Source organism: Streptomyces sp. NPDC001544 (assembly GCF_042894285.1).
In the GTDB taxonomy this organism is placed as follows: domain Bacteria; phylum Actinomycetota; class Actinomycetes; order Streptomycetales; family Streptomycetaceae; genus Streptomyces.
Window position 1 is genome coordinate 33,047 of sequence record NZ_JBIAVN010000022.1, and the last position, 26,117, is coordinate 59,163.

A 26,117-nucleotide genomic window follows, 5' to 3' on the forward strand; every position below is an offset into this window, starting at 1 on the left:
CTGTGCCTTCCCGGGGGGCGACCCCCGGACCCCCAGCAGATGCACGGCCGGCGCGTCGTCATCGTCTGACCTCCCGCCGCAGCCGTCGGATGTTGCTGTGCCTTCCCGGGGGGCGACCCCCGGACCCCCAGCAGATGCACGGCCGGCGCGTCGTCATCGTCTGACCTCCCGCCGCAGCCGTCGGATGTTGAACAGCATCACCGGGATCACCAGCAGCAGCAGGAACACCGCGATGGCGCTGGCGATGCCCGGCTGGCTCTCCGCGAAGCCCTTGCGGTACAGCTCCAGGGCCAGCACGTTCGCGTCGTCCTGGGAGGAGCCCGGCGCGATGATGAAGACCAGGTCGAACACCTTCAGCACGTTGATCATCAGGGTGACGACGACGACCGCGAGGACGGGCGCGAGCAGCGGCACGGTGACCTTGCGGAACACCTGCCACTCGTTGGCCCCGTCCACCCGGGCGGCCTCCAGCAGTTCCCGGGGCACGCCCGCGAGCCCGGCCGCGATCAGCACCATCGCGAAGCCCGCCCACATCCATACGTACGACCCGATGATGGCCGGGGTGACCAGTGACGGGCCGAGCCAGTCGACGCCGTTGTACGGCTCCTTGAAGTTGCTCGCGGGCAGCCGCAGTTGCGCCCCGTCCGCCTTCCCGGGCAGGGAGAACGTGCCGTCGTCGGCGGCCTTGGTGGAGGCCACCACCTCGCCGCCCTTGACCGCCTCGATCCGCATGCCCGCATAGCCCAGCTCGGACGGGTCGGGGGCGCCCAGCCTGCCGACGCCCTTGCCGCGGGTGAAGTCCTGCCAGGTGGTGCCGGTGATCTTCCCCGGCTCGGACTTCGCCGCCACCGCCTTCTTCGCGCTGTCCGGCATCTGGTCGGGGGCCACCCCGACCAGCGGCAGGGAGACGACCTGGCCGGTGTGCACGGGCGCCGAGGTGATGAAACCGCCGCCCTCGGGCCTGAGCGGCGACTCGCGGCCCGGGTGCGCCTTCGGGAACGCCGACGACTGGGCGAAGGTGTCGTGGACGCCGACCCACACCGCGTTGGCGACCCCCTTGTCCGGGTCCTGGTCGTACACCAGCCGGAAGATGATCCCCGCCGCCAGCATCGAGATCGCCATCGGCATGAAGACGACCAGCTTGAACGCCGTGCCCCAGCGCACCCGTTCGGTCAGCACCGCGAAGATCAGACCGAGCGCGGTGGAGACCGTCGGCGCGAACACCACCCAGATGATGTTGTTCTTCAGGGCGGTGCGGATGCCGTCGTCCGTGAACAGGGCCTTGTAGTTGTCTATGCCGGCGAACCCGTCACCGTTCGCGTCGTAGAAGCTGCGGATGAGCGAGTACCCGATCGGGTAGACCACGAGCGCGCCGAGCAGCACCAGGGCGGGCAGCAGGAAGAGGGCTGCCACCGCTTTGCGGGTGCCGGTCACGCTCTTGCGGTTCTTCGGTGCGGCGGGGCCCGGTGGGGCACCCGCCGCCGCTGCCGACGCCATGGCCGGATCAGCTCCCGTTCCCGTACGCGGCCGCCGCGTCCTTCTCCAGCTTCGCCTGGGTGCCCGCGACGTCCTTCGGGTTCGCCAGGAAGTCCTGCAGGTCCTTCCACTCGCCCTTGCCGGGGGTGCCACCGAAGGCCTGCGGCGCCTGGTCGGACATGTCGAAGCGGAAGTCGTCGCCGGCGGCGATCAGCGCCTTGGCGATCGTCTGCTGGACCGTGTTCGGGTACGCCGAGTTCGGCACGTTCTTGTTCGGGGACAGATAGCCGCCGAGCTTCGCCTGGATCGTCGCCGCGTCCGGGGAGGCCAGGAAGGTGACCAGCGCCTGGGCCGCCTTGGAGTCCTTCAGGACGACGGCCGCGTCACCGCCGGAGACCACCGGCGCCGAGGAGCCCACCGCCGGGAAGGGGAACACCTTCGCGTCCGTGCCCACCTTGGCCTTGGTGTCACCGATGTTGACCTGCGCGAAGTCGCCCTCGTAGACCATGGCGGCCTTCGGCTGGTCGCCGCCGGTGAAGGTCTGGGTGACGGACTGTGGGAACTCGGTCTGCAGCGCGCCCTTCGCGCCGCCGGCGACGTAGTCCTTCTTGCCCCAGATCTGCGCGAGGGTGGTGAGCGCCTGCTTCACCGAGGGATCCGTCCACTTGATCTTGTGCTGGGCGAGCTGGTCGTACTTCTCCGGGCCCGCCTGGGACAGGTACACGTTCTCGAACCAGTCGGTGAGGGTCCAGCCGTCGGCGCCGCCGACGGAGAACGGGGTGACACCGGAGTCGTACACCGCCTGCGCCGTCTTCAGCAGGTCCTGCCAGGTCTTCGGCTCCTTGGCGCCCGCGTTCTCGAACGCCTTGGCGTTGTACCAGACCAGCGACTTGTTGGCGGCCTTGTAGTAGGCGCCGTACTGCTTGCCGTCGACCTTGCCGATGTCCTGCCAGCCCTGCGAGTAGTTCTTCTGCAGCTCCTTGACCGCTTCCGCGCCCAGCGGCTTCGCCCACTTCTTGTCCACGGCCTGCTTGATGGCGCCGGGCTGCGGCAGCATCGCGACGTCCGGCGGCTGACCACCGGCGATCTTGGAACCGAGGAAGTTGATGATCGGGTCCTGGGCGGGTACGAACGTGACCTTGGCGCCCGTGCGCTTCTCGAACTCCGCGAGGACCTGCTTGAAGTTCTTCTGCTCGGTACCCGTCCAGACGGCGGCGATCTCCAGCTTCGCGCCGTTCAGCTTCGGGAGGGAGACGGTGGAGCCGTTTCCGGTGGCACCGGTGCTGCTGCCGCCGTCGTCCTTCTTGTCGTCGCTGCCGCCGCAGGCGGTGAGCGCCAGGGCCCCCGCGAGCAGCGTGGCGATGGTCGCGACGGCCCTGTTTGTCCGGATGGTGTTGCTTTTGCTGCGCATCACTGCCCCGTTCTTCGTTCTTCATTGAACGTATGAGCACTGTCCCGTGACGTCCGGTCTACGCCGGGTGACTTGACGCCTGCAAGAGCGCCTGCCGTGTCGACCGGGAGATCGTGACCGGCTCGTGATCACGCCCGCGATCACGCCCCGAGGCCTTCGGAGTTACGCCCTGAGGCCTACAGGAGGGACGGCACTTCCGCAGCCGCCACTTCCCGTGCCGCCCGCTCCACCGCGCTGGCGAGCAGGGCCAGGTCCGTCGGACCGTTGCCCAGCTCGCGGACCGGACGGCGGGTCGGCGGGTCGCCCATGCGGTGCCAGTCCAGGGGGACGACCGTGGGGCGCTGGGTGGCGGTGCGCGGTATACGGCCGGTCACGCGGCCCCCCTGGAAGGGGGTTATCTGCCCGTCGGCGCGCGTCAGGCGCCCGCGCCCCGGCGCCGGCTCGTCCGGGCCGGAGGACGGCGCGTCGAGCATGACGCGGAGGGTGGCCCGGCGGGCCGGTTCCGTCTCCGCCGTGCGTCCGCCGGGGCCGGTCGCGGCCACCAGGTGGACGCCGAGTCGCTCGCCCTCCTTGGCCACGGCCTCCAGGGCGCGTATCACCGAGCCCGCGGCGGGCCGGCCCGGTGAGCCGAGCGCAGGGGAGACCAGCGCGTCGAGGTCGTCCACGACCACCACCAGCCGGGGCAGCGGCGGCGCCGCCTCGGTCCGGCGCCGGGAGGCCGCTCCCGGCCGCAGCCGCATGGTCGAACTCGGCGGGGAGTCGAGGTCCCCCGCCCCGCCGCTGCCGGACGCACCCGTCCCGGACGAGCCGGTCCCCGACCCCCCGGACCGTCCGGCGGGTGTGCGCTGCGCGACGATGCGGCCGGACACCTCGCGGTGCGTGTGCCACTCGGTGAAGTCGACCCGCCCGAGCAGCTCGGCCCGCCGCTTCAGCTCGGCGCTCAGGGACTGGGCGAACTCCCGCATGCGCACCGGGTCGTTGGCCGTGAGATGGGTGGTGACGTGCGGTATGTCCGTGCACGCGCGCAGGCCCTCGCCGTGCGCCGGGCCGGTGCCGACGCCGTCCCGGCCGTCGATCAGGACGACGCCGAGGCGGTCGGGGCGCTCCGCCGCGGCGAGCGAGGCAACCAGCGCGCGCAGCAGTTCCGTACGGCCGCTGCCGGGTGGCCCCTCGATCAGCAGGTGCGGTCCCTCGGCGACCAGGTCGGCGCTGAGCGGCCCGCGCGGCCCGGCGCCGAGCACCGCCCAGGCCCGCCCGCCGAGCGACTCCGTGTCGTCGGCGGCGTCGGCCCAGCGCGCCATCAGCGAGGCCGGGGTCGCCCTGGCCAGACCCAGCTCGTCCAGGAGCCGCGCCGACAACGGCAGCGGCGCCGCCACGCGCGCCTGCCCCTCACCGACGGTGCCGTCCGTCCTGAGCGGCGCCAGCGCCCGTGCGAACCGCTCCGCCCAGGCCGGGGAGACCGCGTCGACGGCGGCGACCGTACCGTGCCCCACCGGTCCTGCGGGGGCGGTGGGAGTGTCGGTCCGGGCGACGCGCACCAGCCGCAGGGCGGTGGCGACATCGCCGCTGAGCAGCGCGACGGCCCCGCACGCGCGGAACGTCGGCGCGGCCGCGCACGCCGCCTCGTACGTCTCCGTCACCGGCGAGGCCGGCGAAGCCGGTGCCGTCTCGGCCAGGCACACCACGTGGACCCCGGCCCGCGGTCCCTCCAGGGCCAGCCGCGCCACCGACTCGCGCAGACCGGCGCCACCGGGGTCGCCGTCCACGACCACCACCGTGTACGGCCCCGGGACGCCGGGGTCCTTCTCGTCCGCGCCGGTCTCGCCGCGCGCCCAGGAGGGGCGGGGGCGGTCGTCCGGCTCGGTGGGCCTCGCGGGACGCGGGCGGTCGAACGCCGTCCGGGTCACCGGGTCGTCCACGCGGCGCAGCAGCTCCTCGGTGCGGGCCGCCGCCTGCTCCCGGTCGTAGGCCAGCAGGAGGCGGCAGTCCTGGCCGTGACCGGGCCGTACATGGGGCAGCCAGCCGAGCCAGGACCACTCGGCGGTGCGCTCCTCCAGGGAACGGCCGCGATCCGGACTGATCAGCACGATCTCCAGCACGTCGGGGGAGTGCAGCGCGGCCAGCTGGGCCAGCACCGCCCGCGCCAGCCCGGACAGCCGTGCGCGGGGCCCGGCCAGCCCCAGCGCCCCGGCCTCGCGCAGATCGGCGGTCACCGGTACGGCGGGCAGCAGGCCCGAGCCGTCCGGCACGGCCCGGTCGGCGGTGCCCAGCCGGACCGTGAGCGTCTCCGGGTGGCCCGGCCCGCGCTCCCACAGCCGGGGCCCGGGGCCCAGCGCCGTGAGCAGCAGTGCCGCCGGATCCGGCCAGGTCTCCGGCTGCTGCGCCGGGACACCGGCCGGCGGCGGGACGGCTTCCCCGGCGCCCTCCTCCTCGTACGCCTGCGGGCCGGTCGCCGACGGCTCGCCCCGGCCGCCGGTCAGCCGCCGCGCCCACGCGCCGAGCCCGCCGCGTCTGCGGACGCCCTGCGGGATGTCGGTGCCGCGCAGCGGGGTGGCCTTGCGGCCGCCCGCGGCGGGGTCCTGGGGGCCTTGGGCGGTGGGATCGTCCGCCGGGGCCTGCGTCGCGAAGGCTCCGGCCACTCCGGCGACGCCGAAGGGACCCGCGTGCGTGTCCCCGCCGTCCCGGCCCCCGGTCCGGGGCGTCGCGCCGTGTCCCGGCACTACCGGCTCCGCGGGCCCGTGGTCCCGGGTGTCCGGTGCGGCGCCGGGGGCGCCCCAGCCCGCCGAGCCGTAGGCATGGTGCGTGGGCTCCGGAGGCGTGCCGCCCACGCGCGTGTGCGCCGTGCCGGTCCCGGGGGCGACCCGGACGCACCCCTCCCCGTCGGGTGTCGTCTCCAGCCGTGCCCCGGGTCCCCCGGACGGAGTCAGCCGCAGCGCCGACTCGCCGATCCGCAGCAGCGCCCCCGCGGAGAACCGCACCGGCCGGCCGTCCACGCGCGTGCCGTCCAGCGCCGTGCCGTTGGTCGAGCCCAGGTCGGCGACGGAGACACGGCCGTCGGCGGCGACCGTGACCGCGCAGTGCAGCCGGGAGACGTCGGGGTCGTCCAGCGGGACGTCGGCGTCGGCGGAACGGCCGATGGTGACCTGGCCGCCGTGCAGCAGATGGACGCCGCCCGCGTCCGGGCCCGCGACCACGTGCAGCTGGGTCGGGGCGTCGTCGAGCTCGGGATGCGGTTCCGGGTCGGCGGGAGCCCCGAGGGACAGCACGGCGCCGTCGACCAGCGGGGGCTCGCCGACGGTGGCCCGGCCGGCGTCCAGCCGCTCCGCGCCGGCGTAGAGCACGACCGGGGCGCTCGTGGCCTCCCGGCCGCCCTCACCGGCGACCGCCGCGGCCAGCCCCGACGCCACCACGGCCAGGGCCGTGCCGGCGGGCGCTGTGACCAGCACGTCGCGGCTCGCCGCGCGGCCCCGCTGCGGGGACGGGGCCAGCGGGTCTACGACGGTCAGCCGGATCTGCATCGCCGTCAGCGGTCCCTTCTGCGCGGGCGCGGAGTACCCCCCCCACCACACACGAGCACGTCGGCCAGTACGCCAGCATCCTCGCACCTGCCACTGACAACGCACCCCTCGCCCGGCGTCAAGTGATCTTGATTGGTCAGCTCTGCCCCAAAAAGTGCCTGACCGGTAATGCACCGGCGATCACTTGAGATCGGTCACGTCCGAGCCCGGCAACCTGGAGACCGAGGCGAGCGTCTTTCCTTCGAACGTGCACCGGAACACTTACGTAGTGCCTTGGGGGGCGGCACTACAGTGGGCCGGAACAGGTAGGCAAGCAGCAGGGAGCGCATGACGTGCGGCCGGTTGGCAGCAAGTACCTGCTCGAGGAGCCGCTCGGACGCGGCGCCACGGGCACCGTCTGGCGAGCCCGCCAGCGTGAGACCGCGGGCGCCGAGGCCGCGGTGCCCGGTCAGCCCGGCGAGACCGTCGCGATCAAGGTCCTCAAGGAGGAGCTGGCGAGCGACCCCGACGTCGTCATGCGGTTCCTCAGGGAGCGGTCCGTCCTGCTCCGGCTCACCCACCCCAACATCGTCCGGGTGCGCGACCTGGTGGTCGAGGGCGATCTGCTGGCCCTGGTGATGGACCTCGTCGAGGGCCCCGACCTGCACCGCTACCTGCGCGAGAACGGCCCCTTCACCCCCGTCGCCGCCGCGCTGATGACCGCGCAGATCGCCGACGCGCTCGCCGCCAGCCACGCCGACGGGGTCGTCCACAGAGACCTGAAACCCGCCAATGTGCTGCTCCAGCAGTACGACGGCCAGCTGCACCCGCTGCTGACCGACTTCGGCATCGCACGTCTGGCGGACTCCCCGGGGCTGACCCGCACCCACGAGTTCGTGGGCACGCCCGCGTACGTCGCCCCGGAGAGCGCCGAGGGCCGCCCCCAGACCTCCGCCGTGGACATCTACGGCGCGGGCATCCTGCTGTACGAGCTGGTCACCGGCCGTCCGCCGTTCTCCGGTGGCTCCGCCCTGGAGGTGCTGCACCAGCACCTGAGCGCCGAACCGCGCCGCCCGTCCACGGTGCCCGACCCCCTCTGGACGGTCATGGAGCGCTGCCTGCGCAAGAACCCGGAGGAACGGCCCAGCGCCGAGAACCTCGCGCGCGGTCTGCGCGTCGTCGCCGAGGGCATCGGCGTCCACGCGAACAGCGCGCAGATCGCCGCCGCCGAGGGCGTCGGGGCCCTGCTCGCCCCCGACCCGGCGCCGACCGCCGTCCCGGGCGTGCCCGGGGCCGCCGACCCCACCCAGGTGCTGCCCACGGGCTCGGCGCAGGGCACGTACGACCCGAACGCGGCGACCAGCTACCTGCCCCACACCGCCGGCCCGCCCGGTGCGGCCGACCCCACCGCCGTACTGCCGAACACCGGCGCCGCGGACCCGACCGCCGTCATGCCGCCGGTGCCGCCCGGCCCGCCCGGCGCCGGGCAGCAAGGTCAGCAGGGCCAGCAGCCGCCGGATCAGCCGCACCCCTGGCAGAACCAGATGCGCGCCGCCCGCGACCGCAACGAGCAGACGCAGGTCCAGTACCTCGACCCGAACGAGGACCCGCTGCGCCGCCGTCCGCAGCGCCAGGTGGCCCGGCCGCAGCAGCAGCCGCGCCAGCCGCAGCAGGGCCGCCCGCAGCAGCCCCAGCCGCGCCAGGCCCGGCAGCGCCAGCAGCAGGGGCCGCCGCCCGGGTACGCCCCGCAGCAGCCCCAGCAGTACGCCCCGCAGCAGCAGCCCCAGCGGTACGCCCCGCCCGCTCCGGCGGAGCCCCGGCGGCCGGCCCGGGAGCCCCGGGAGCCGCGGCAGCGCAGCGCCAACCCGATGAAGATCCCCGGCCTCGGCTGCCTCAAGGGATGCCTGTTCACGCTCGTCATCCTGTTCGTGGCGGGCTGGCTGATCTGGGAGCTGAGCCCCCTGCAGGACTGGATCGGGACCGGCCGGAGCTACTGGCAGGAGCTGAGCAATCTGGTCGGCACGGCGACCAAGTGGGTCAAGGACCTGGGGAACGCCGCCGGCAAGTGAGCGCGGCAACCGATCGCGAGGTTGGGGATTTGTCGACATCTGACGGGTGATTTCCGTCTCCGCCGTGAAGGTTGGCTCGTCGGACGCGTAGTTTTAACGACAACACGCGTCTGTAGGAGCAGCCTTGGCACGGAAGATCGGCAGCCGGTACACCGCCCACCAGATCCTGGGGCGGGGCAGCGCCGGCACGGTGTGGCTGGGCGAGGGGCCGGACGGCCCCGTCGCCATCAAGCTGCTGCGCGAGGACCTCGCGTCCGACCAGGAACTCGTCGGACGCTTCGTCCAGGAGCGCACCGCGCTGCTCGGCCTGGAGCACCCGCACGTCGTGTCGGTGCGCGACCTGGTGGTCGACGGCAACGACCTCGCGCTCGTCATGGACCTGGTCCGCGGCACGGACCTGCGCACCCGCCTCGAGCGGGAGCGGCGCCTCGCGCCCGAGGCGGCGGTGGCGATCGTCGCGGACGTCGCCGACGGCCTGGCGGCGGCGCACGCGGCCGGGGTCGTGCACCGGGACGTCAAGCCGGAGAACGTGCTGCTGGACATGCAGGGCCCGCTCGGCCCCGGCGGCGCGCACCCGGCGCTGCTGACGGACTTCGGCGTGGCCAAGCTGATCGACTCGCCCAGGCGGACCCGGGCCACGAAGATCATCGGCACCCCGGACTACCTGGCCCCGGAACTCGTGGAGGGTCTGCCGCCGCGCGCCTCGGTCGACATCTACGCCCTGGCGACGGTGCTGTACGAGCTGCTGGCCGGCTTCACCCCCTTCGGGGGCGGGCACCCCGGGGCCGTGCTGCGGCGGCACGTGACCGAGACGGTCGTACCGCTACCCGGGATCCCCGAGGAGCTCTGGCAGCTCCTCGTCCAGTGCCTGGCCAAGGCGCCGGCCTCGCGCCTGCGGGCGTCGGAGCTGGCGGCCCGGCTGCGGGAGCAACTGCCCGTGCTGGCCGGGATGCCGCCGCTGGAGGTGGACGAGCCGGACGCGGAGTCCTCCGAGGAGACCACGGCCGAGGAGCCGTCGTCCCCGGCGTCGCCCGGCGGCGAGCCGGTGCGGCGGCGCGGGGCGGTGTCCCTGGTGCCGGGGGCCAAGCCGGACTCCAACCGGGACACGCACACCTCGATGCGCGTGCCGGGGCCGGACGAGCTGGCCGGAGGCGCGCGAGGCACCGCGCGTGCCCCCCGGGCCTCCGGAGCGCCCCGCCCCGGCTCGGCACGGCACCGGGCGGCGGCCCGGCGGCGCAGGATCACCCTCGGGGTGGCCGCGGCCGCGCTCGCGGCGGCGCTCGGGGTCGGCGCGTGGCTGGCGACGTCGGGCGACGACTCGGAGACGTCCCCGCAGAACACCCACTCCTCTTCGACGCCGTGAGGAGAACGAGCCGAGGCGGGGGCCCGGTGGCGGCAGCCCCCGGAGCCCGCCCGCACCGGCCCGGGCGCCCCCTTTCGGCCAGGGACGCCTGAAGGAACCGTTAGTCTGGATGACGTGGCAGTCGTCGATGTATCCGAAGAGCTCAAGTCCCTCTCCTCGACCATGGAGTCGATCGAGGCCGTTCTGGACCTCGACAAGCTGAGGGCAGACGTCGCCGTGCTCGAGGAGCAGGCGGCCGCGCCGTCCCTGTGGGACAACCCGGACGAGGCGCAGAAGATCACCAGCAAGCTCTCCCACCTCCAGGCCGAGGTCAGGAAGGCGGAGGCGCTGCGCGGACGGATCGACGATCTCGCCGTGCTCTTCGAGATGGCCGACGAGGAGGACGACCCGGACACCCGTGCCGAGGCCGAGGCCGAGCTCGCCGCCGTCCGCAAGGCGCTCGACGAGATGGAGGTCCGCACGCTGCTGTCCGGCGAGTACGACGCCCGGGAGGCGCTGGTGAACATCCGCGCCGAGGCCGGTGGCGTCGACGCCGCCGACTTCGCGGAGAAGCTCCAGCGCATGTACCTGCGGTGGGCCGAGCAGCACGGCTACAAGACCGAGGTCTACGAGACCTCGTACGCGGAGGAGGCGGGCATCAAGTCCACCACCTTCGCCGTACAGGTCCCCTACGCCTACGGCACCCTCTCCGTCGAGCAGGGCACGCACCGCCTGGTGCGCATCTCGCCCTACGACAACCAGGGGCGCCGCCAGACCTCCTTCGCGGGCGTCGAGGTCCTGCCCGTCGTCGAGCAGTCCGACCACGTCGAGATCGACGAGTCGGAACTGCGCATCGACGTCTACCGGTCCTCCGGCCCCGGCGGTCAGGGCGTGAACACCACCGACTCCGCCGTCCGCATCACGCACCTCCCCACCGGCATCGTCGTCTCCTGCCAGAACGAGCGGTCGCAGATCCAGAACAAGGCCACCGCCATGAACGTCCTGCAGGCCAAGCTGCTGGAGCGGCGCCGGCAGGAGGAGCAGGCCAAGATGGACGCCCTCAAGGGCGACGGCGGCAACTCCTGGGGCAACCAGATGCGGTCGTACGTGCTGCACCCGTACCAGATGGTCAAGGACCTGCGCACGGAGCACGAGGTCGGCAACCCGGAGGCCGTGTTCAACGGTGAGATCGACGGGTTCCTCGAGGCCGGTATTCGCTGGCGCAAGCAGCAAGAGAAGTAACTTTGTCGACTTGGCAACTGCCGCCTTCCGGGCGGCAGTTGCTGTTTTGTCTGGGTTTTACATCACACTCACACGCTGCAACTCCCGGCATACGCACCACGGTCGGACATTGCGCGCGCAACGGCCTTGACGTTGCTTTGAAAAATGGAAAAGGTGAGCGTGGCATGCGTATCTGAGGGGCGCATGTGAACCGGGGGATCCACGCGGAGAGTTGAACCTCTCCAGCTGCCTCCGTCGATCACGGCAGACCCCGCGCGCCGCCCATTGACCGACAGCTACTGGGGGTAGCAACCATATGACGAAGAAGACGCGGATCCGGATCGCGCGGATAGCCGCCGGCGCCGTGATCGCCGCGGGTGCCTCGCTGACCGCCGCGGGTGTCGCCTCCGCCACGGAATCGGACTGCACGCTCGGCATCCTGTGCGCCGGCGAACCGGCCCCGGGCGACCCGACGCCCCCGTCCGACCCGACGGACCCGACGCCCCCGTCCGACCCGCCGACCACGATCCCGGGCGACCCGACCGATCCCCCCACCTTCGACCCCACGGACCCGACGGAGAACCCGACGGAGCCCACCGAGGACCCGACGGAGCCCACCGCCCAGCCCACCGCCGAGCCCACGCAGGGCGGCGGCCACCACGGCAACGGCGGCGGCAACGGCGGCGGCAACGGGAACGGGCACGGCAGCACCGGCGGCGGCAACAAGACCAACCCCGACGGCGGCTCCAACACCTCCGCCCAGGACGAGGGCACCTCCGCCCTCACCGACACGGGCTCGGACGCCACCCCCGCCGGCACCCAGGCCCAGGGCGGCGGCGACCAGCTCGCCGAGACCGGTGCCGGTCAGACCGCGTTCCTGGTCATCGGCGCCGCCACCATGATCGCCGGCGGTATCGGCTTCCGCGTCCTCCCGCGCCTCGTGGGCGGCCGTGGCGGTGCGGCTGCCTGACGGTAGTCATTCGGGTACCATGCGTGCCCACCGCTTCCCCCGAAGGGCCCGGAGCTTGGCGCTCCGGGCCCTTCGGGCGTACGTGCAGCGTCTTTACGCGGTCTGGTGCGCCAGCAGCGCCACCGCGGCGATCAGCATCGCCAGCAGCGCGATCAGCGCCATCGGGTTCAGCCCCGCGAAGAAGTTCTCCTGCTGCAGTCGCTCGCGGTTGGCGCGGCACACGGGGCACCGGCCTTCGTTGACGGGCGCCGCGCAGTTCGCGCACACCAACCGGTCGTACGTCATGCGCTCGCCCTCCTTGCACCGGCCATCACTCGTTCAACGCTTCCGGAACCGAGAACGTTCCCCCTCCACTGTGACAGGTTCCGGCGATTCCCGCGGGGCCGGAACGAAGATGCGGTGCGTGACCCGGGGGCACGTCACCCGGTACAAAAGCGCACAAGCCCCCCGCAAGCGCGACCGGCGACTGCGCTTCCATACCCGATTCGCGTATGGTCACGCACATCTACCTCCGGCGACCCGTGGTGCATCCGTGATCCGATTCGACAACGTCTCCAAGGTCTACCCCAAGCAGACCCGCCCCGCACTCAGGGATGTATCCCTGGAAGTGGAGAAGGGCGAGTTCGTGTTCCTCGTGGGGTCCTCCGGCTCCGGAAAGTCCACCTTCCTGAGGCTGGTCCTCCGCGAGGAGCGGTGCAGCCAGGGCCAGGTGCACGTACTGGGCAAGGACCTCGCACGCCTCTCCAACTGGAAGGTGCCGCAGATGCGGCGCCAGCTGGGGACGGTGTTCCAGGACTTCCGGCTCCTGCCCAACAAGACGGTCGCCGAGAACGTGGCCTTCGCGCAGGAGGTCATCGGCAAGTCGCGCGGCGAGATCCGCAAGTCCGTGCCGCAGGTGCTCGACCTGGTCGGGCTCGGCGGCAAGGAGGACCGGATGCCGGGCGAGCTGTCCGGTGGTGAGCAGCAGCGCGTGGCCATCGCCCGGGCCTTCGTCAACCGCCCCAAACTGCTGATCGCCGACGAGCCCACCGGCAACCTCGACCCGCAGACCTCCGTCGGCATCATGAAGCTGCTCGACCGGATCAACCGCACGGGTACGACCGTCGTGATGGCCACGCACGACCAGAACATCGTGGACCAGATGCGCAAGCGCGTCATCGAGCTGGAGAAGGGCCGCCTCGTCCGCGACCAGGCACGCGGCGTCTACGGCTACCAGCACTGACGAACCCCCAGAGGGGCCTGGATCACGGAAAGGCTTGACAAGACGCCATGCGCGCCCAGTTCGTACTCTCGGAGATCGGTGTGGGTCTCCGCCGCAACCTCACCATGACCTTCGCGGTCATCGTCTCCGTCGCCCTGTCCCTGGCCCTCTTCGGCGCTTCGCTGCTGATGAGCGACCAGGTCAGCACGATGAAGGGCTACTGGTACGACAAGGTCAACGTCTCGATCTTCCTCTGCAACAAGAGCGACGCCGAGTCCGACCCCAAGTGCGCCAAGGGTGCGGTCACCGAGGACCAGAAGAAGCAGATCCTCGCCGACCTGAAGAAGATGGCGGTCGTCGAGAAGGTGACGTACGAGTCGCAGGACGAGGCCTACAAGCACTACAAGGAGCAGTTCGGCGACTCCCCGCTGGCCAGCTCGCTCACCCCGGACCAGATGCAGGAGTCGTACCGGATCAAGCTCAGGAACCCGCAGAAGTACCAGGTCGTCGCGACCGCCTTCGACGGGCGTGACGGCGTGCAGTCGGTGCAGGACCAAAAGGGCATCCTGGACAACCTGTTCGGGTTGCTGAACGGTATGAACTGGGCCGCGCGGATGGTGATGGCGCTGATGCTGGTGGTCGCGCTGATGCTGATCGTCAACACCGTGCGCGTCTCGGCGTTCAGCCGTCGGCGGGAGACCGGCATCATGCGGCTGGTCGGCGCCTCCGGCTTCTACATCCAGGCGCCGTTCATCGCCGAGGCAGCGGTCGCCGGCCTGATCGGCGGCACGGTGGCCTGCGCGTTCATGGTCGGCGCACGGTACTTCATCATCGACCACGGCCTGGCCCTGTCGCAGAAGCTGAACCTCATCAACTTCATCGGCTGGGACGCCGTGTTGACGAAGCTTCCGCTGATCCTGGCCACGAGCCTGCTGATGCCGTCGCTGGCCGCGTTCTTCGCGCTGCGCAAGTATCTGAAGGTGTGACGCACGTCAAGAGGGCCGTACGTTCAACCGAGCGTACGGCCCTTCACGTTGTCCTAGACTCACCCGCATGTCGGGCCGCGACCTGTTCCGCCAGCCCCGCCGTTTCGGCCGCGGGGCCGCCCTGACATTGGTCTTCGCGGGCGTGCTGGTCGCCGGAGCCGCCACCGGCTCCCTCCCGGACGGCGACCACCCCGACTCCTTCGGACGCAAGGCCGCGCAGGCGGCCGCCCGCGCCGGCACCCGGCACGACGACGTCGCGAAGGCCGCCGCCGACGCCATGGCCGACGGCAAGTCCCCCATGGAGGCCGCCGAGCGGGCCGTCAGCCGCAGCGGCGACCGCTGGGGCGCGGTGTACTCCGAGGGCGAGTACCAGGAGTTCCAGGAGGCCCTCGACGGCGAGTACACCGGCGTCGGCCTGTGGGCGCGGCGCGAGCGGAACGGGCGGATCGAGGTGACCCGGGTGCAGTCCGGGTCGCCCGCGGCCGCCGCCGGGATCCGCAAGGGCGACCGGCTGCGCAGCGTCGACGGCCACAAGGTCGACGAGCGCCCCGTCACCGAGGTCGTCGCCCTGCTGCGCGGCGACGCCCAGGACGCCCCGGCCGGCACCACTGTCCGCCTCGGCCTCGAGCGTGGCACGCGCGCGTGGAACGAGACCCTGCGCCGGGCCCGCCTGTCCACCGACTCCGTCACCGTCCGCAGGCTCCCCGACGGGGTGACCGTCATCAGGATCGCCGCCTTCACCAAGGGCTCCGGCGGCGACGTCCGCACCGCCGTGCGGCAGGCCCCGGCCGACGGCGGCATCGTCCTCGACCTGCGCGGCAACTCCGGCGGCCTGGTCACCGAGGCCACCACCGCCGCCTCCGCCTTCCTCGACGGCGGCCTGGTCGCCACCTACGACGTCGACGGCAAGCAGCGCGCCCTGCACGCCGAGCCCGGCGGCGACACCGCCCGGCCCCTGGTCGCCCTGGTCGACGGCGGCACGATGAGCGCCGCCGAGATGCTCACCGGCGCCCTCCAGGACCGTGGCCGCGCGGTCGTCATCGGCTCCCGCACCTTCGGCAAGGGCTCCGTGCAGATGCCGAGCAGGCTGCCCGACGGCTCCGTCGCCGAGCTGACCGTCGGCCACTACCGCACCCCCGCCGGCCGCGCCGTCGACGGCCGGGGCATCACGCCCGACCTGGAGGCCGGGCAGGACGCGCTGCAGCGGGCGGAGACGGTGCTCAGGGGCCTGGGCGACCCGTCGTAAACGGCTTTCCCGGGGCCCCCTCCGTAGTGCGAAAATGGACGGCACTATGAGCAAGGGAATGTACGTACCGAAGGAGTCCCAGCCCAAGCAGGGCGGAGGGGCCGCGAAGGCGGCCAAGGACGGCAAGCGCAAGATCGTCGCGCAGAACAAGAAGGCACGGCACGACTACGCGATCATCGACACCTACGAGGCCGGGCTCGTCCTCACCGGCACCGAGGTGAAGTCGCTGCGCCAGGGGCGCGCCTCGCTGACCGACGGCTTCGTCCAGATCGACGGGAACGAGGCGTGGCTGCACAACGCCCACATCCCCGAGTACAGCCAGGGCACCTGGACCAACCACTCCGTGCGCCGCAAGCGCAAGCTGCTCCTGCACCGCGAGGAGATCGACAAGCTGGAGTCGAAGTCCCAGGAGACGGGTCACACGATCGTGCCCCTCGCCCTGTACTTCAAGGACGGCCGGGCGAAGGCCGAGATCGCCCTCGCGCGAGGCAAGAAGGAGTACGACAAGCGGCAGACCCTGCGCGAGAAGCAGGACCGGCGGGAGTCGGACCGGGCGATCGCGGCCGCGAGGCGCAAGCAGCGCGGCGCCTAGGTCGCCCGGCCGGGGGAATACGCTGGCACGGACCTGCGTTGGTCACGTACGATGGCAGCTGCACCGCACAGCAGGTGCACGAGCCTCTCCGGCCTCCGGAGGGGATTGAAAAAACAACATGGGGATGATCGGTTTCGACAGCGGCTGTCGAAGCAGGGGAAGCGTGTCGAGGAAGCGGCAATGATCTCGTAAACCATATGTCGCAAAAAATAATCGCCAACACCAAGCGCGATTCCTCCTCGTTCGCCCTCGCTGCCTAATTAGCAGCTAGCGAACTCTCATAGGAGTGTCAGCCCGGGGCTGTTCCCGACCCGGATCCTGGCATCAGCTAGGGAACTAAACCTTGATCCCGGTCACGGGGTGAAGAGGGAAACCAAACAGTGACTGAGCCCGTCGGAGACTTGTCCGCGTGATCTCCGGGGCCGAGAAAATCGAAGCGGACTGCACACGGAGAAGCCCTGATTCCGCACCGTTGGACGCGGGTTCGATTCCCGCCATCTCCACTCATCCCATGTGGCCGAGGCCCTGTCGCTCGCGAGCGGCGGGGCCTTTGTCGTGCACCGCGTCTGTCGGAGGTGTCCATTCCGCTGCGAGCCCGGGATGGCAGAAAGGGTGGGGTATTCGTCGTTGCGGCCATCGTGGTTGCTGCGAAGGATGTATGCCATGACGCAGCGATCCGTGCTGATTGCCGTCTTCGACGACGTGCAGAGCCTCGATGTGACCGGCCCCCTGGAGGTGTTCACGGGAGCAGGGCGCCACAGCGGTGACCCGTACAGGATCCGTACAGCCTCGCTCGACGGTGCTCCTGTCCGTACCTCGAGCGGTCTCACGCTCGTCCCGGATCTGGCACTGTCCGAAGCCGAGACACCGCACACCCTGCTCGTCCCGGGTGGCAACGGCACCCGCCGTCCGGACCCTCGTCTGATCGACTGGCTGCGTGAGCACGCCCGGCACGCCGAGCGCATCGTGTCCGTGTGCAGCGGAGCGCTGCTGCTGGCCGAGGCCGGGCTGCTCGACGGCCGTAGGGCGACGACCCACTGGTCGCTCTGCGATCATCTGGCCAGGACGTACCCGGACGTGGATGTCGATCCCGATCCGATCTTCGTACGCGACGCGCACATCGCCACCTCGGCCGGAGTCACCGCAGGTATCGATCTCGCACTCGCCCTGGTCGAGGAGGACCACGGAAGGGAGACCGCGCTCGCGGTCGCCCGCCATCTCGTCGTCTTCCTCCGGCGCCCGGGCAACCAGGCCCAGTTCAGCGTTCAACTCGCCGCCCAGACCGCCCGGCGTGAACCCCTGCGCGAGGTCCAGCAGTGGATCACTGAGCACCCGGACACGGATCTGTCCGTCGAGAGCCTCGCGGAGCGCGCCAGTCTGTCTCCCCGGCACTTCGCCCGCGCCTTCCAGCTGGAGACCGGTATGACACCGGGCAGATACGTCGAGCGGGTACGTCTGGAGCACGCCCGGAGACTCCTCGAAGACACGACCGACGGTGTCGGGCAGATCTCCCGTGCCTGCGGTTACGGCACCCCGGAGGCGATGCGCCGCGCCTTCGTGAAAGCCCTGGGCACCGCTCCGGCCGAATATCGCCGCCGTTTCCACCCGATCCACCGAACGAACACGTGAGTTGAAAGGCCGACCATGCAGATCGCGATTGTCCTCTTCGACCGTTTCACCGCACTGGACGCGGTCGGTCCGTACGAGATGCTCTGCCGCCTTCCCGGCGCCGAGACGGTCTTCGTCGCCCAACAGCCAGGTCCGGTACGCAACGATCACGGTGACCTCCGACTCGTCGCGGACCGGAGACTTGAGGAGGTGCCCGCCCCCGACATCGTGGTGGTACCCGGCGGACCGGGCCAGTCCGCGCAGATGGAGAACGAGACACTGCTCGGCTGGCTGCGCTCCGCCCATGCGACCAGCACCTGGACGACATCGGTATGCACGGGATCGCTCCTGCTCGCGGCGGCCGGTCTGCTCAAGGGCCGCCGTGCCACCTCACATTGGCTCGCACTCGACAGTCTTGCCGCCTTCGGCGCCGAGCCGACCCGCGAACGCGTCGTCAGCGACGGCAAGTTCATCACGGCGGCCGGCGTCTCCGCGGGAATCGACATGGGGCTCACTCTGGTAGGCAGGGTCGCCGGCGACGAGCACGCGCAGGCGGTGCAACTGGGGGCCGAGTACGACCCTCAGCCGCCGTACGACGCGGGTTCGCCCCACAAGGCCCCCGCGGAGATCGTCGACAAGCTCCGCGCCAGGAGCCGGTTCATCCTTCAGTAGCGCTGCTCCAGTGGCTTCCGGCGACTCCTCACGCAAGCGCCCGCCGCGCCGTGCTGGCCCGTTCCGTCATCCGGGGTGGCAGCAGCGTCGCCCCGGGTACGTCCGACCCGCCCAGCTTGGCGATCAGCAACTCCACCGCCCGTTCACCCAGTTCGGTGGACGGCAGGGCCACCGAGGTGACGGGGACGCGGAGGGAGGCGGCGAGTTCGTCGGGGCAGATGGCGGTGATGGACAGGTCGGCGGGGACGCGCAGGCCGAGTTGTTCGAAGGCGTCGATCAGTGGTTCCAATACCGCCTCGTTGTGCACGACGACGCCCGTCAGCGCGGGGTGTTCGCGCAGCAGTTGCTCGGCGACCCGGCGGGCGGCGTCGGGCTGGGCCTCGCAGGGCTGGACGGAGGAGGCGAGCCCGCCCCGGGTGGCGGCGGCCGTGAAGCCCTGGACGACCCGCTGGGCGAACGCCGTCCGACGTACGTAGACCTCCGGCGGCGAGCCGATCAGCGCCACCACCCGGTGGCCGAGCCCCGCGAGCCGCTCCACGCACAGTTCCCCGGCCGCCCTGAAGTCCAGGTCGACGCAGGTCAGCCCGTCCGCGTCCTGCGGGAGCCCGATCAGCACGGACGGCAGGTCAAGCGAGCGCAGCAACGACAGCCGGGGGTCGTGCAGCCCGACGTCCATCACGATCAGCGCGTCGACCAGGGCCGTGTCCGCGACCCTGCGCAGCCCCTCCTCGCCCTCCTCCTGGGTGAGGAGGAGGACGTCGTGGTCGTGCTTGCGCGCGGTGGTGACCACGGACACCGCGAACTGCATGGCGACCGGGACGTGGATGCCGGCCCGTAAGGGGACGACCAGCGCCAGCACGTTCGACCGGCTGCCGGCCAGGGCCCGGGCGCCCGCGTGCGGCCGGTAGCCGAGTTCCCAGATGGAGGCCTCGATGCGCAGCCGGGTCTCCTCGGAGATCGGGCGCTTGCCGCTCAGCGCGTAGGAGACGGTGCTCGGGGACACCCCGGCGTGCCGCGCCACATCGGTGATCCTGACCATCAGTCCAGCTCCAGGGTGAGAAAGCCGGTGCCCGCCGCCGCCCGTGCCGTCCGCTCCCCGCAGCGCAGCGCCCACGGCGCCGACGGATCACTGGACGAGGCCCGCAGCGTGTCCCCCTCCCGTACGACGGTGAAGGTGACGCCCCCCACGGGCACCGTCACCTGCGCGCCCCGCCGCAGCCCGTACGCCCGCAGGGTCACCCCGTCCGGGTACGGGTAGTCGGGCCGGTCGTCCACCGCCCCCACCGGGATCACCGCCCCCGGCCGGACCAGCAGCGGCACGCTGGAGAACCCGTGCCGTTCGCGCACCCAGCGCGGCCCGGTCACCGTCCGCCCGCTCAGGTAGTGCGTCCAGGTGCCCTCGGGCACGTAGTAGGTGACGTCCCCCTCGTCGCTGAACACCGGTGCGACCAGCAGGTCCGGCCCGAGCATGTACTGCCGTTCCAGAGGCGCGCACCCCGGGTCGTCCGGGAACTCCAGCACCATCGCCCGCATCAGCGGCACGCCCTCGGCATGGGCGGTGCGGGCGGCCTCGTACAGGTAGGGCATCAGGCTCAGCTTCAGCCGGGTGAAGAGCCGCAGCACGTCGACGGACTCCTCGTCGAACAGCCACGGCACCCGGTACGAGGACGAGCCGTGCAGCCGGCTGTGCGAGGACAGCAGCCCGAAGGCCAGCCAGCGTTTGAACAGCGCCGGCGTCGGGGTGCCCTCGAAGCCGCCGATGTCGTGACTCCAGTAGCCGAACCCGGACAGGCCGAGGGACAGCCCGCCGCGCAGCGACTCGGCCATCGACTCGTACGTGGCCTCGCAGTCGCCGCCCCAGTGCACCGGGAACCGCTGGCTGCCGGCCGTCGCCGAGCGGGCGAAGACCACCGCCTCACCCTCGCCCCGGTGTTTGCGCAGCACCTCGAAGACCGTGCGGTTGTACACATACGAGTAGTAGTTGTGCATCCGCTCCGGGTCGGAGCCGTCCGACCAGGCCACGTCGGTGGGGACGCGCTCGCCGAAGTCGGTCTTGAAGCAGTCGACGCCCTGCGCGAGCACCGCCTGAAGTTTCGCCGCGTACCAGTCGCGGGCGGCCGGGCTGGTGAAGTCGACCAGCGCCATGCCCGGCTGCCACAGGTCCCACTGCCACACGCTGCCGTCCGGCCGCCGCAGCAGGTGCCCGAGCGCCTTGCCCTCGGCGAACAGCGGGGAGCGCTGGGCGATGTACGGGTTGATCCAGACCGACACCCGCAGTCCCTTGTCCTTCAGGCGGGCCAGCATGCCCTCGGGGTCGGGGAACACCCGGGGATCCCACCGGAAGTCGCACCAGTTGAACTCGCGCATCCAGAAGCAGTCGAAGTGGAAGACGGACAGGGGGAGTTCCCGCTCCCGCATGCCGTCGATGAAGGACGTCACCGTCTCCTCGTCGTACGACGTGGTGAAGGACGTCGACAGCCACAGGCCGAACGACCACGCGGGCGGGAGGGCCGGGCGGCCGGTGAGGGCGGTGTACTTGCGCAGGATGTCCTTGGGGGTGGGCCCGTGGATCACGTAGTACGTCAACTGCTGTGACTCCACGCTGAACTGGACCCGGGACACGGCCTCCGAGCCGACCTCGAAGGACACCTTGCCGGGGTGGTCGACGAAGACGCCGTAGCCGGCGTCCGTGAGGTAGAACGGGACGTTCTTGTAGGCCTGTTCGGTGGCCGTGCCGCCGTCGGCGTTCCAGACGTCGACGACCTGCCCGTTCTTCACCAGCGGCCCGAACCGCTCCCCGAGGCCGTACACGCTGGTCCCGACGCCCAGGCCGAGCTGCTCCCGCAGATAGTGGGCGCCGGACGCGTCCCGCATGATGCCCATGCCCTTGGGGCCGCTGGAGGTGAGGAGACGGCCGTGGGCGAGGAAGCCGACGTGCCACGGGCCGGTGCGGGCCACCCGGACCGACAGCGCGCCGGAGGTGAGGGTGGCGTGCTCGTCGTCGTACTCGGTGTGGGCGGCGGTCTCCGTCCCGGTGAGCTCGAACTCGGGCCCGCGCGGCTGCTCCCCCTGGAAGTGGGTGAGGGTCACCCCGATGACGTCGGGCATCGGGGTGTGCGCGGTGATCGTCACGACCGGTCCCTTCAGCAGGTCGCCGCGGTGGCGGATGGGCTGGGTCGGCGCGTGGATCTCCAGCGCGCCGTCCGGGGCTGTGACGTCGAGGACCTGGACCGGGTGGGCCGCGGTGACGCCCTCGCGCAGCAGCCAGTAGCCGTCGGTGAACTTCACACGCGCACCCCTTTACTTGACCGCGCCCACGGCGATGCCGCGGGTGAGCGTCCGCTGGAAGACGAGGAAGAAGACGATCGCGGGCAGCACGCCCAGCAGGGCGGCGGCGTTGGTCATCGTGGCGTCCATCAGGCGCTGGCCCTGCAGGACACCGAGCGCCACCGACACGGTCTGGTTGTCGTTGGAGATCAGCATCACCAGGGGCAGCAGGAACTCGTTCCAGGTCCAGATGAAGAAGAAGACCAGCAGCACCCCGAGGGTGGGGCGGCTGACCGGGACCACGATCCGCCACAGCACCTGCCACTTGTTCGCGCCGTCGATCCGGGCGGCCTCGATGATCTCGCGCGGGAACTGCCCGAGGACCGAGGAGAGCAGATACGTGCCGAAGGCCGCCTGGATCACCGTGAACACGATGATCACACTGAGTCGGGTGTCGTACAGGCCGACCTGCTTGCTCAGGTAGTACACCGGGTACACCAGCGCCTCCTGCGGCAGCATGTTGGCCAGCACGAAGAAGGCCAGCACCCAGGCGCGGCCCCGGATCCGGCCGATGCCGATCGCGTACGCGTTCAGCACCGACAGCACCGCGGCGAGCACCGCAACCGAGCCGCTGATCAGCACCGAGTTGACCAGCTTCCGGCCGTAGTCGACCCGCTGCCAGAAGTCCTTCAGGCCGTCCAGATAGAGGCCGTCGGGCAGGCTGAGCGGGCCGTGCGCGGAGTACTCGGCCGGCGACTTGACCGCGTTGACGGCCACGATCACGAACGGCACCACCATGAACAGTGCGGCGATGCCCAGGGCCACCAGTACCGGGTAGCGGCGCAGGGCGGCGGTCATGCGCGGGCCCCTTCCTCGGCGGTCATACGCGAACCCCCTCCTCGGCGTCCTCGGCGCGGGTCTGGAGTTTCAGGCCGACCAGGGAGAGCGCCAGGATGATCACCGTGAGGACCGTGGAGATCGCGGCACCGTAGCCGACCTGGGTCTTCTCGAAAAAGGTGGAGAAAGAGAAGTACGACGGCACGTCCGTCGCCCCGCCCGGGCCGCCCTTGGTCAGCACGTACACCGCGCCGAACACCTTGAGCGCGGCGATCGTGCACCAGGTCAGCACCACGTAGATCTCCGGGCGGATCTGCGGCAGCGTGATGTGCCAGAAGCGGCGCCACCAGCCGGCCCCGTCCAGTTCGGCCGCCTCCTGCAACTGCGGGTCGACGCGCTGCAGGCCCGCCATGAAGACGACCAGCGGGAATCCGAGCTGCACCCACACCATCACGCCCATCACGCTGTACAGCGCGATGTCCGGGTCGCCGAGCCAGTCCTGCTGCCACGAGCCCAGCCCGACGGCCTTCAGCAGTTCGTTGAGGGAGCCGTTGTCGGGGGCGAGGATCCAGCTCCAGACGATCCCGGCGACCGCGATCGGCAGCACCTGCGGGAGGTAGAAGCAGGCGCGCAGGACCGCGACCACCTTGCTGCCGAAGTGCTTGCCGATGTAGTCGAACAGCGCGGCGGCCAGGACCAGGCCGACCGCCGTCGGTACGGCCGCCATGGCGACGACCATGAACAGGCTGTGCCGGAAGGACGCCCAGAACTCCGAGTCGTCCATCAGCTCCCGGTAGTTGGCGAGCCCGGTCCACTTCGGGCTGCCGACGCCCTGCCAGTCGGTGAAGCTCACGCCGGTGTTCATCAGGAACGGGACGGCGACGACCGCCAGGAAGGCGAGGATCCCGGGGAGCAGGAAGAGGGCGTACGAGTCGCGGGTACGGGGGCGGCCCGGGCCGGCGTGGGCGTGCTTGCCGACGGCCCGCGTGTCCCGTTCGACGGTGGCCGTCATTGCTTCGGGGCGGCCTTGTCGTAGGCCTGCTGGAGTGCGCTGAGGTAGCCGTCCGGCTTCTCGTCGCCCGTCATCAGCTTCTGCGTCTCGGAGACGAGGACGTCGTAGAAGCCGTTCACCGGCCAGTCCGGGTAGAAGGCCAGGCCGTCCCGCCGGCTCAGCGTGTTGAAGTCGGTGATGAGCTTCTTGGACTTCGGGTCCGTGATGGCGGAGGCGTCGGCCGCGACCGGGACGCCGCCCTTGTCGCCGAGCAGGTTCTGGATCTTCTTCGACATGGTGATGTCGATGAAGTCGTAGGCGAGGTCCTTGTTCCTGGCGTTCTTGGGGACCACCCAGAGGTTGCCGCCGGAGCCCAGGGTCAGGTTCGAGCCGGGCCACAGCGCGGTGTCCCAGTCGAACTTGGCCTCCGACTGGAAGCGGCCGTACCACCAGCTTCCGGAGAACAGGATCGGCGCCTTGCCCTGGATCCAGGACACGCCCGCGTCCTCGGCCTTGGTGCTGGTGGACTTCTCGCTGATGTACCCCTTCTTCACCCAGTCGGCGAAGGTCTGCGCGGCGTAGGTCCAGGCCGCGTCGTGGAAGTCGGTCCTGCCCTTGTACAGCTCGTACTTGTCGACCCACGAGCGGTCGGCCTTGGAGAGGGCGAGCTGGTAGAGGTACTGCTGGGCGATGTACTCGGCGCCGCCGTTGGCGAGCGGGGTGACACCCTTCCTGGCGAAGGCGTCCAGGGCGGCCGTGAGGTCGTCGAACGTCTTCGGCTCGGCGATCCCGTACTTCTCGAAGAGGTCCTTGTTGTAGTACACCATCGTGTACTCCGCGTAGTTGGGCACCCCGTACCACTTGCCGGAGCCCATCACGCCGCCCGCGTCGTACATGCTGGTCGTGCGCACACCGGCGCTGAGCTTCTTGTCCCAGCCGCGCTCGGCGGCCTCGGCGGTCAGGTCGGTCAGCAGGCCCTGCCTGGACAACTGGCCGGCGGTCGCGTTGCCCTTGTTGTACTCCATGACGTCCGGCGCGTCCGAGGAGTTCAGGACCATCGGTGCCGTCTTCTGGATCTGCTCGAAGCCCTTCTCCTCGAACTTCACCTTCACGCCCGGGTGCTTGGCCTCGAACTCCTTGATGGCCTCGTTCCAGGCCGCGCCCATCGCGCTGTCGGGTGCCTCGTAGTGCCAGAGCCGGAGTGTCCTGCCGTCGGACCCACCGCTGTCCGAGTCACCGCAGGAGGCCAGGAGCAGCGATCCGGACAGGATCACCGCCGCGGCCGCCCATCGCCTTCGTGCCGTCAACATCCAGTGCCTCCAGGGGAGTCGGAGTCGGATGGTTCTCGGGGTGCCACGCAGCGTGCGTCGATGCGCGTGGATGCGCATCGATGCGATTCGATACGTGGCGTCGAAGCGCTTCGACGGAGGAAGGTATGTGGCGGGTGGGAGAGCGTCAATGACTCTGGCCGGAATTGCTGCAAGCGGTTCGACGGAGTGAACGCAGGGCGTTCCCCGCCGTGTTGATCAGCAGGGCCGTCACGGCCGCCGCGACCGGCACCGCGAAGCCGGCCGCCGGTGCGGTGTGCTCCGCCGCCCAGCCCCCGGCCGCCGAGCCGCAGGCGATGCCGGTGAGCAGGGCGGTGACGACCAGGCTCATCCCCTCGTTCAGGCGGTCCGCAGGGGTGCGGTCCTGGACCAGCGTCATCGCCGTCACCATCGTCGGCGCCGTCGCCATGCCCGCCCCTGGCAGGGCCACGGCCAGCGCGGGAAGCGTGCCCGCGGTACGGGCGGCGAGCAGCGGCAGGGTCATCAGCGCGGCCATGGCCAGCAGACACCACGGCAGCCTGCGTTCCGCGGGCCCGTCCGGCCTCCGGGCCCCGTACAGCAGGCCCGCGGCGCAGGAACCCGCTGCCTGCAGCGCGAGGACGACCCCGGCCGCCGAGCGGTGCCCCTGCGCGTCGGCGTACGCGATGGTGACGACCTCCATCGACCCGAACACCGCGCCGGTCGCGACGAAGCACGCCAGCAGCGGCGGTATGCCGGGGGTGCGCAGCGGTGACGCGGCCCGCGTACGCCCCCGGGGCTGCGGCTCGGTGGACCGCTGCGCGGCGAACAGCAGCACCCCGGCCAGCAGCAGCACCCCGCCCACGAGCGTGCCCGCCTCCGGGAAGAACGTGCCGGTCAGGAAGGACGCCAGGACCGGGCCCAGCATGAAGCACAGCTCGTCGGCGGCCTGCTCGAAGGAGTTCGCGGTGTGCAGGGCCTCGGCGTCGTCCCGCAGCAGGTGGGCCCAGCGGGCCCGGGACATGCCGCCGATGTTCGGGACGGTGGCGGTGGCGGCGTACGCGGCGAACAGGGTCCAGTCCGGGGCGCCCAGGCGCACGCACAGCAGCAGGGCGAGACCGCCCAGCACGGCGGTGACCGTGGCCGGCACGGCGACCCGGGCCTGACCGTGCCGGTCGACGAGCCGGGCGATCCAGGGTCCCGCCACCGCGGTCGCCGCGAGACCGGTCGCGGTGACGGCACCGGCGAGCGCGTACGAGCCCCGCGATCCGGCGATCATGACGACCGCACTCACCCCGAACATGCCCATCGGCAGGCGGGCGATCAGGTTGCCGGCGGTGAACGCACGGGTGCCGGGGCGGCCGAACAGTCGGCGGTACGCGCCGGGGGAGAGGGGAGGCATGACCTCACCGTCGCCCGCGGTGGATCACCTGGTCCAACACCTG

General features: G+C 71.3%; 20 protein-coding genes and 1 other RNA gene. 11 read left to right on the plus strand and 10 right to left on the minus strand.

The window, feature by feature from the left end; translation table 11 throughout:
- Positions 1-153: 153 nt before the first annotated feature.
- The 3 genes from ACFY0F_RS35230 to ACFY0F_RS35240 form a co-directional block, all read right to left on the minus strand.
- Complete coding sequence (locus ACFY0F_RS35230; RefSeq protein ID WP_388804030.1) at positions 154-1,434, minus strand: carbohydrate ABC transporter permease; 1,281 nt, start codon at positions 1,432-1,434, stop codon at positions 154-156.
- A gap of 70 nt (positions 1,435-1,504) precedes the next feature.
- Positions 1,505-2,887: an ABC transporter substrate-binding protein gene (locus ACFY0F_RS35235; protein WP_388803845.1), complete on the minus strand. Its 1,383-nt coding sequence runs from the start codon at positions 2,885-2,887 to the stop codon at positions 1,505-1,507.
- A gap of 176 nt (positions 2,888-3,063) precedes the next feature.
- The gene (locus ACFY0F_RS35240) at positions 3,064-6,405 is read right to left on the minus strand and encodes an FHA domain-containing protein (protein WP_388803848.1); all 3,342 of its coding nucleotides are present in this window, start codon (positions 6,403-6,405) and stop codon (positions 3,064-3,066) included.
- 332 nt (positions 6,406-6,737) lie between these two features.
- Between ACFY0F_RS35240 and ACFY0F_RS35245 the strand changes: the two genes are divergently transcribed.
- The 4 genes from ACFY0F_RS35245 to ACFY0F_RS35260 all read left to right on the plus strand — a co-directional run bounded on the left by ACFY0F_RS35245 (position 6,738) and on the right by ACFY0F_RS35260 (position 11,986).
- The gene (locus ACFY0F_RS35245) at positions 6,738-8,453 is read left to right on the plus strand and encodes a serine/threonine-protein kinase (protein ID WP_388803851.1); all 1,716 of its coding nucleotides are present in this window, start codon (positions 6,738-6,740) and stop codon (positions 8,451-8,453) included.
- A 124-nt stretch (positions 8,454-8,577) separates the two neighbouring features.
- On the plus strand, positions 8,578-9,816 hold the full coding sequence (locus ACFY0F_RS35250; protein WP_388803854.1) for a serine/threonine-protein kinase: 1,239 nt from the start codon (positions 8,578-8,580) through the stop codon (positions 9,814-9,816).
- A 114-nt stretch (positions 9,817-9,930) separates the two neighbouring features.
- Complete coding sequence (gene prfB / locus ACFY0F_RS35255) at positions 9,931-11,037, plus strand: peptide chain release factor 2 (RefSeq protein ID WP_388803857.1); 1,107 nt, start codon at positions 9,931-9,933, stop codon at positions 11,035-11,037.
- Positions 11,038-11,332: 295 nt separating this feature from the next.
- Positions 11,333-11,986 carry a hypothetical protein gene (locus ACFY0F_RS35260; RefSeq protein ID WP_388803860.1) on the plus strand — a complete coding sequence of 218 codons (654 nt, stop codon included), beginning with the start codon at positions 11,333-11,335 and terminating at the stop codon, positions 11,984-11,986.
- Between the two features lie 93 nt (positions 11,987-12,079).
- On the opposite strand, the gene ACFY0F_RS35265 is transcribed toward ACFY0F_RS35260, so the two are convergent.
- Entirely contained in the window at positions 12,080-12,271 is a 192-nt protein-coding gene (locus tag ACFY0F_RS35265) for a hypothetical protein (protein ID WP_388803863.1), read from the minus strand.
- A 247-nt stretch (positions 12,272-12,518) separates the two neighbouring features.
- Here ACFY0F_RS35265 and ftsE point away from each other — a divergent pair, with 247 nt between their 5' ends.
- The 7 genes from ftsE to ACFY0F_RS35300 all read left to right on the plus strand — a co-directional run bounded on the left by ftsE (position 12,519) and on the right by ACFY0F_RS35300 (position 18,291).
- Positions 12,519-13,208: a cell division ATP-binding protein FtsE gene (ftsE, locus tag ACFY0F_RS35270; protein ID WP_388803866.1), complete on the plus strand. Its 690-nt coding sequence runs from the start codon at positions 12,519-12,521 to the stop codon at positions 13,206-13,208.
- Positions 13,209-13,255: 47 nt separating this feature from the next.
- Positions 13,256-14,173, plus strand: a complete 918-nt coding sequence (gene ftsX, locus ACFY0F_RS35275; protein ID WP_388803869.1) for a permease-like cell division protein FtsX — start codon at positions 13,256-13,258, stop codon at positions 14,171-14,173.
- A gap of 67 nt (positions 14,174-14,240) precedes the next feature.
- Entirely contained in the window at positions 14,241-15,419 is a 1,179-nt protein-coding gene (locus tag ACFY0F_RS35280; RefSeq protein WP_388803872.1) for a S41 family peptidase, read from the plus strand.
- Positions 15,420-15,465: 46 nt separating this feature from the next.
- Positions 15,466-16,011: an SsrA-binding protein SmpB gene (gene smpB / locus ACFY0F_RS35285; protein ID WP_388803875.1), complete on the plus strand. Its 546-nt coding sequence runs from the start codon at positions 15,466-15,468 to the stop codon at positions 16,009-16,011.
- 120 nt (positions 16,012-16,131) lie between these two features.
- Positions 16,132-16,517: a transfer-messenger RNA gene (ssrA, locus tag ACFY0F_RS35290) on the plus strand.
- A gap of 157 nt (positions 16,518-16,674) precedes the next feature.
- Positions 16,675-17,640 (plus strand): GlxA family transcriptional regulator, encoded by a 966-nt coding sequence (locus tag ACFY0F_RS35295; RefSeq protein ID WP_388803878.1) that lies wholly within the window; start codon positions 16,675-16,677, stop codon positions 17,638-17,640.
- Positions 17,641-17,655: 15 nt separating this feature from the next.
- The gene (locus tag ACFY0F_RS35300; RefSeq protein ID WP_388803881.1) at positions 17,656-18,291 is read left to right on the plus strand and encodes a DJ-1/PfpI family protein; all 636 of its coding nucleotides are present in this window, start codon (positions 17,656-17,658) and stop codon (positions 18,289-18,291) included.
- Between the two features lie 28 nt (positions 18,292-18,319).
- Here the strand turns inward: ACFY0F_RS35300 and ACFY0F_RS35305 are convergent, their stop codons facing one another.
- From ACFY0F_RS35305 to ACFY0F_RS35330, 6 genes are all read right to left on the minus strand, one after another.
- On the minus strand, positions 18,320-19,330 hold the full coding sequence (locus tag ACFY0F_RS35305; RefSeq protein ID WP_388803884.1) for a LacI family DNA-binding transcriptional regulator: 1,011 nt from the start codon (positions 19,328-19,330) through the stop codon (positions 18,320-18,322).
- Positions 19,330-21,579, minus strand: a complete 2,250-nt coding sequence (gene yicI, locus ACFY0F_RS35310) for an alpha-xylosidase (protein WP_388803887.1) — start codon at positions 21,577-21,579, stop codon at positions 19,330-19,332. Before yicI ends, ACFY0F_RS35305 begins: the two co-directional genes overlap by 1 nt.
- Before the next feature lie 12 nt (positions 21,580-21,591).
- On the minus strand, positions 21,592-22,416 hold the full coding sequence (locus ACFY0F_RS35315) for a carbohydrate ABC transporter permease (RefSeq protein ID WP_388803890.1): 825 nt from the start codon (positions 22,414-22,416) through the stop codon (positions 21,592-21,594).
- A 22-nt stretch (positions 22,417-22,438) separates the two neighbouring features.
- Positions 22,439-23,407: a carbohydrate ABC transporter permease gene (locus ACFY0F_RS35320; RefSeq protein WP_388803893.1), complete on the minus strand. Its 969-nt coding sequence runs from the start codon at positions 23,405-23,407 to the stop codon at positions 22,439-22,441.
- On the minus strand, positions 23,404-24,696 hold the full coding sequence (locus ACFY0F_RS35325) for an ABC transporter substrate-binding protein (protein ID WP_388803896.1): 1,293 nt from the start codon (positions 24,694-24,696) through the stop codon (positions 23,404-23,406). Before ACFY0F_RS35325 ends, ACFY0F_RS35320 begins: the two co-directional genes overlap by 4 nt.
- Positions 24,697-24,841: 145 nt before the next feature.
- On the minus strand, positions 24,842-26,074 hold the full coding sequence (locus tag ACFY0F_RS35330; protein WP_388803899.1) for an MFS transporter: 1,233 nt from the start codon (positions 26,072-26,074) through the stop codon (positions 24,842-24,844).
- Positions 26,075-26,117 lie beyond the last annotated feature (43 nt).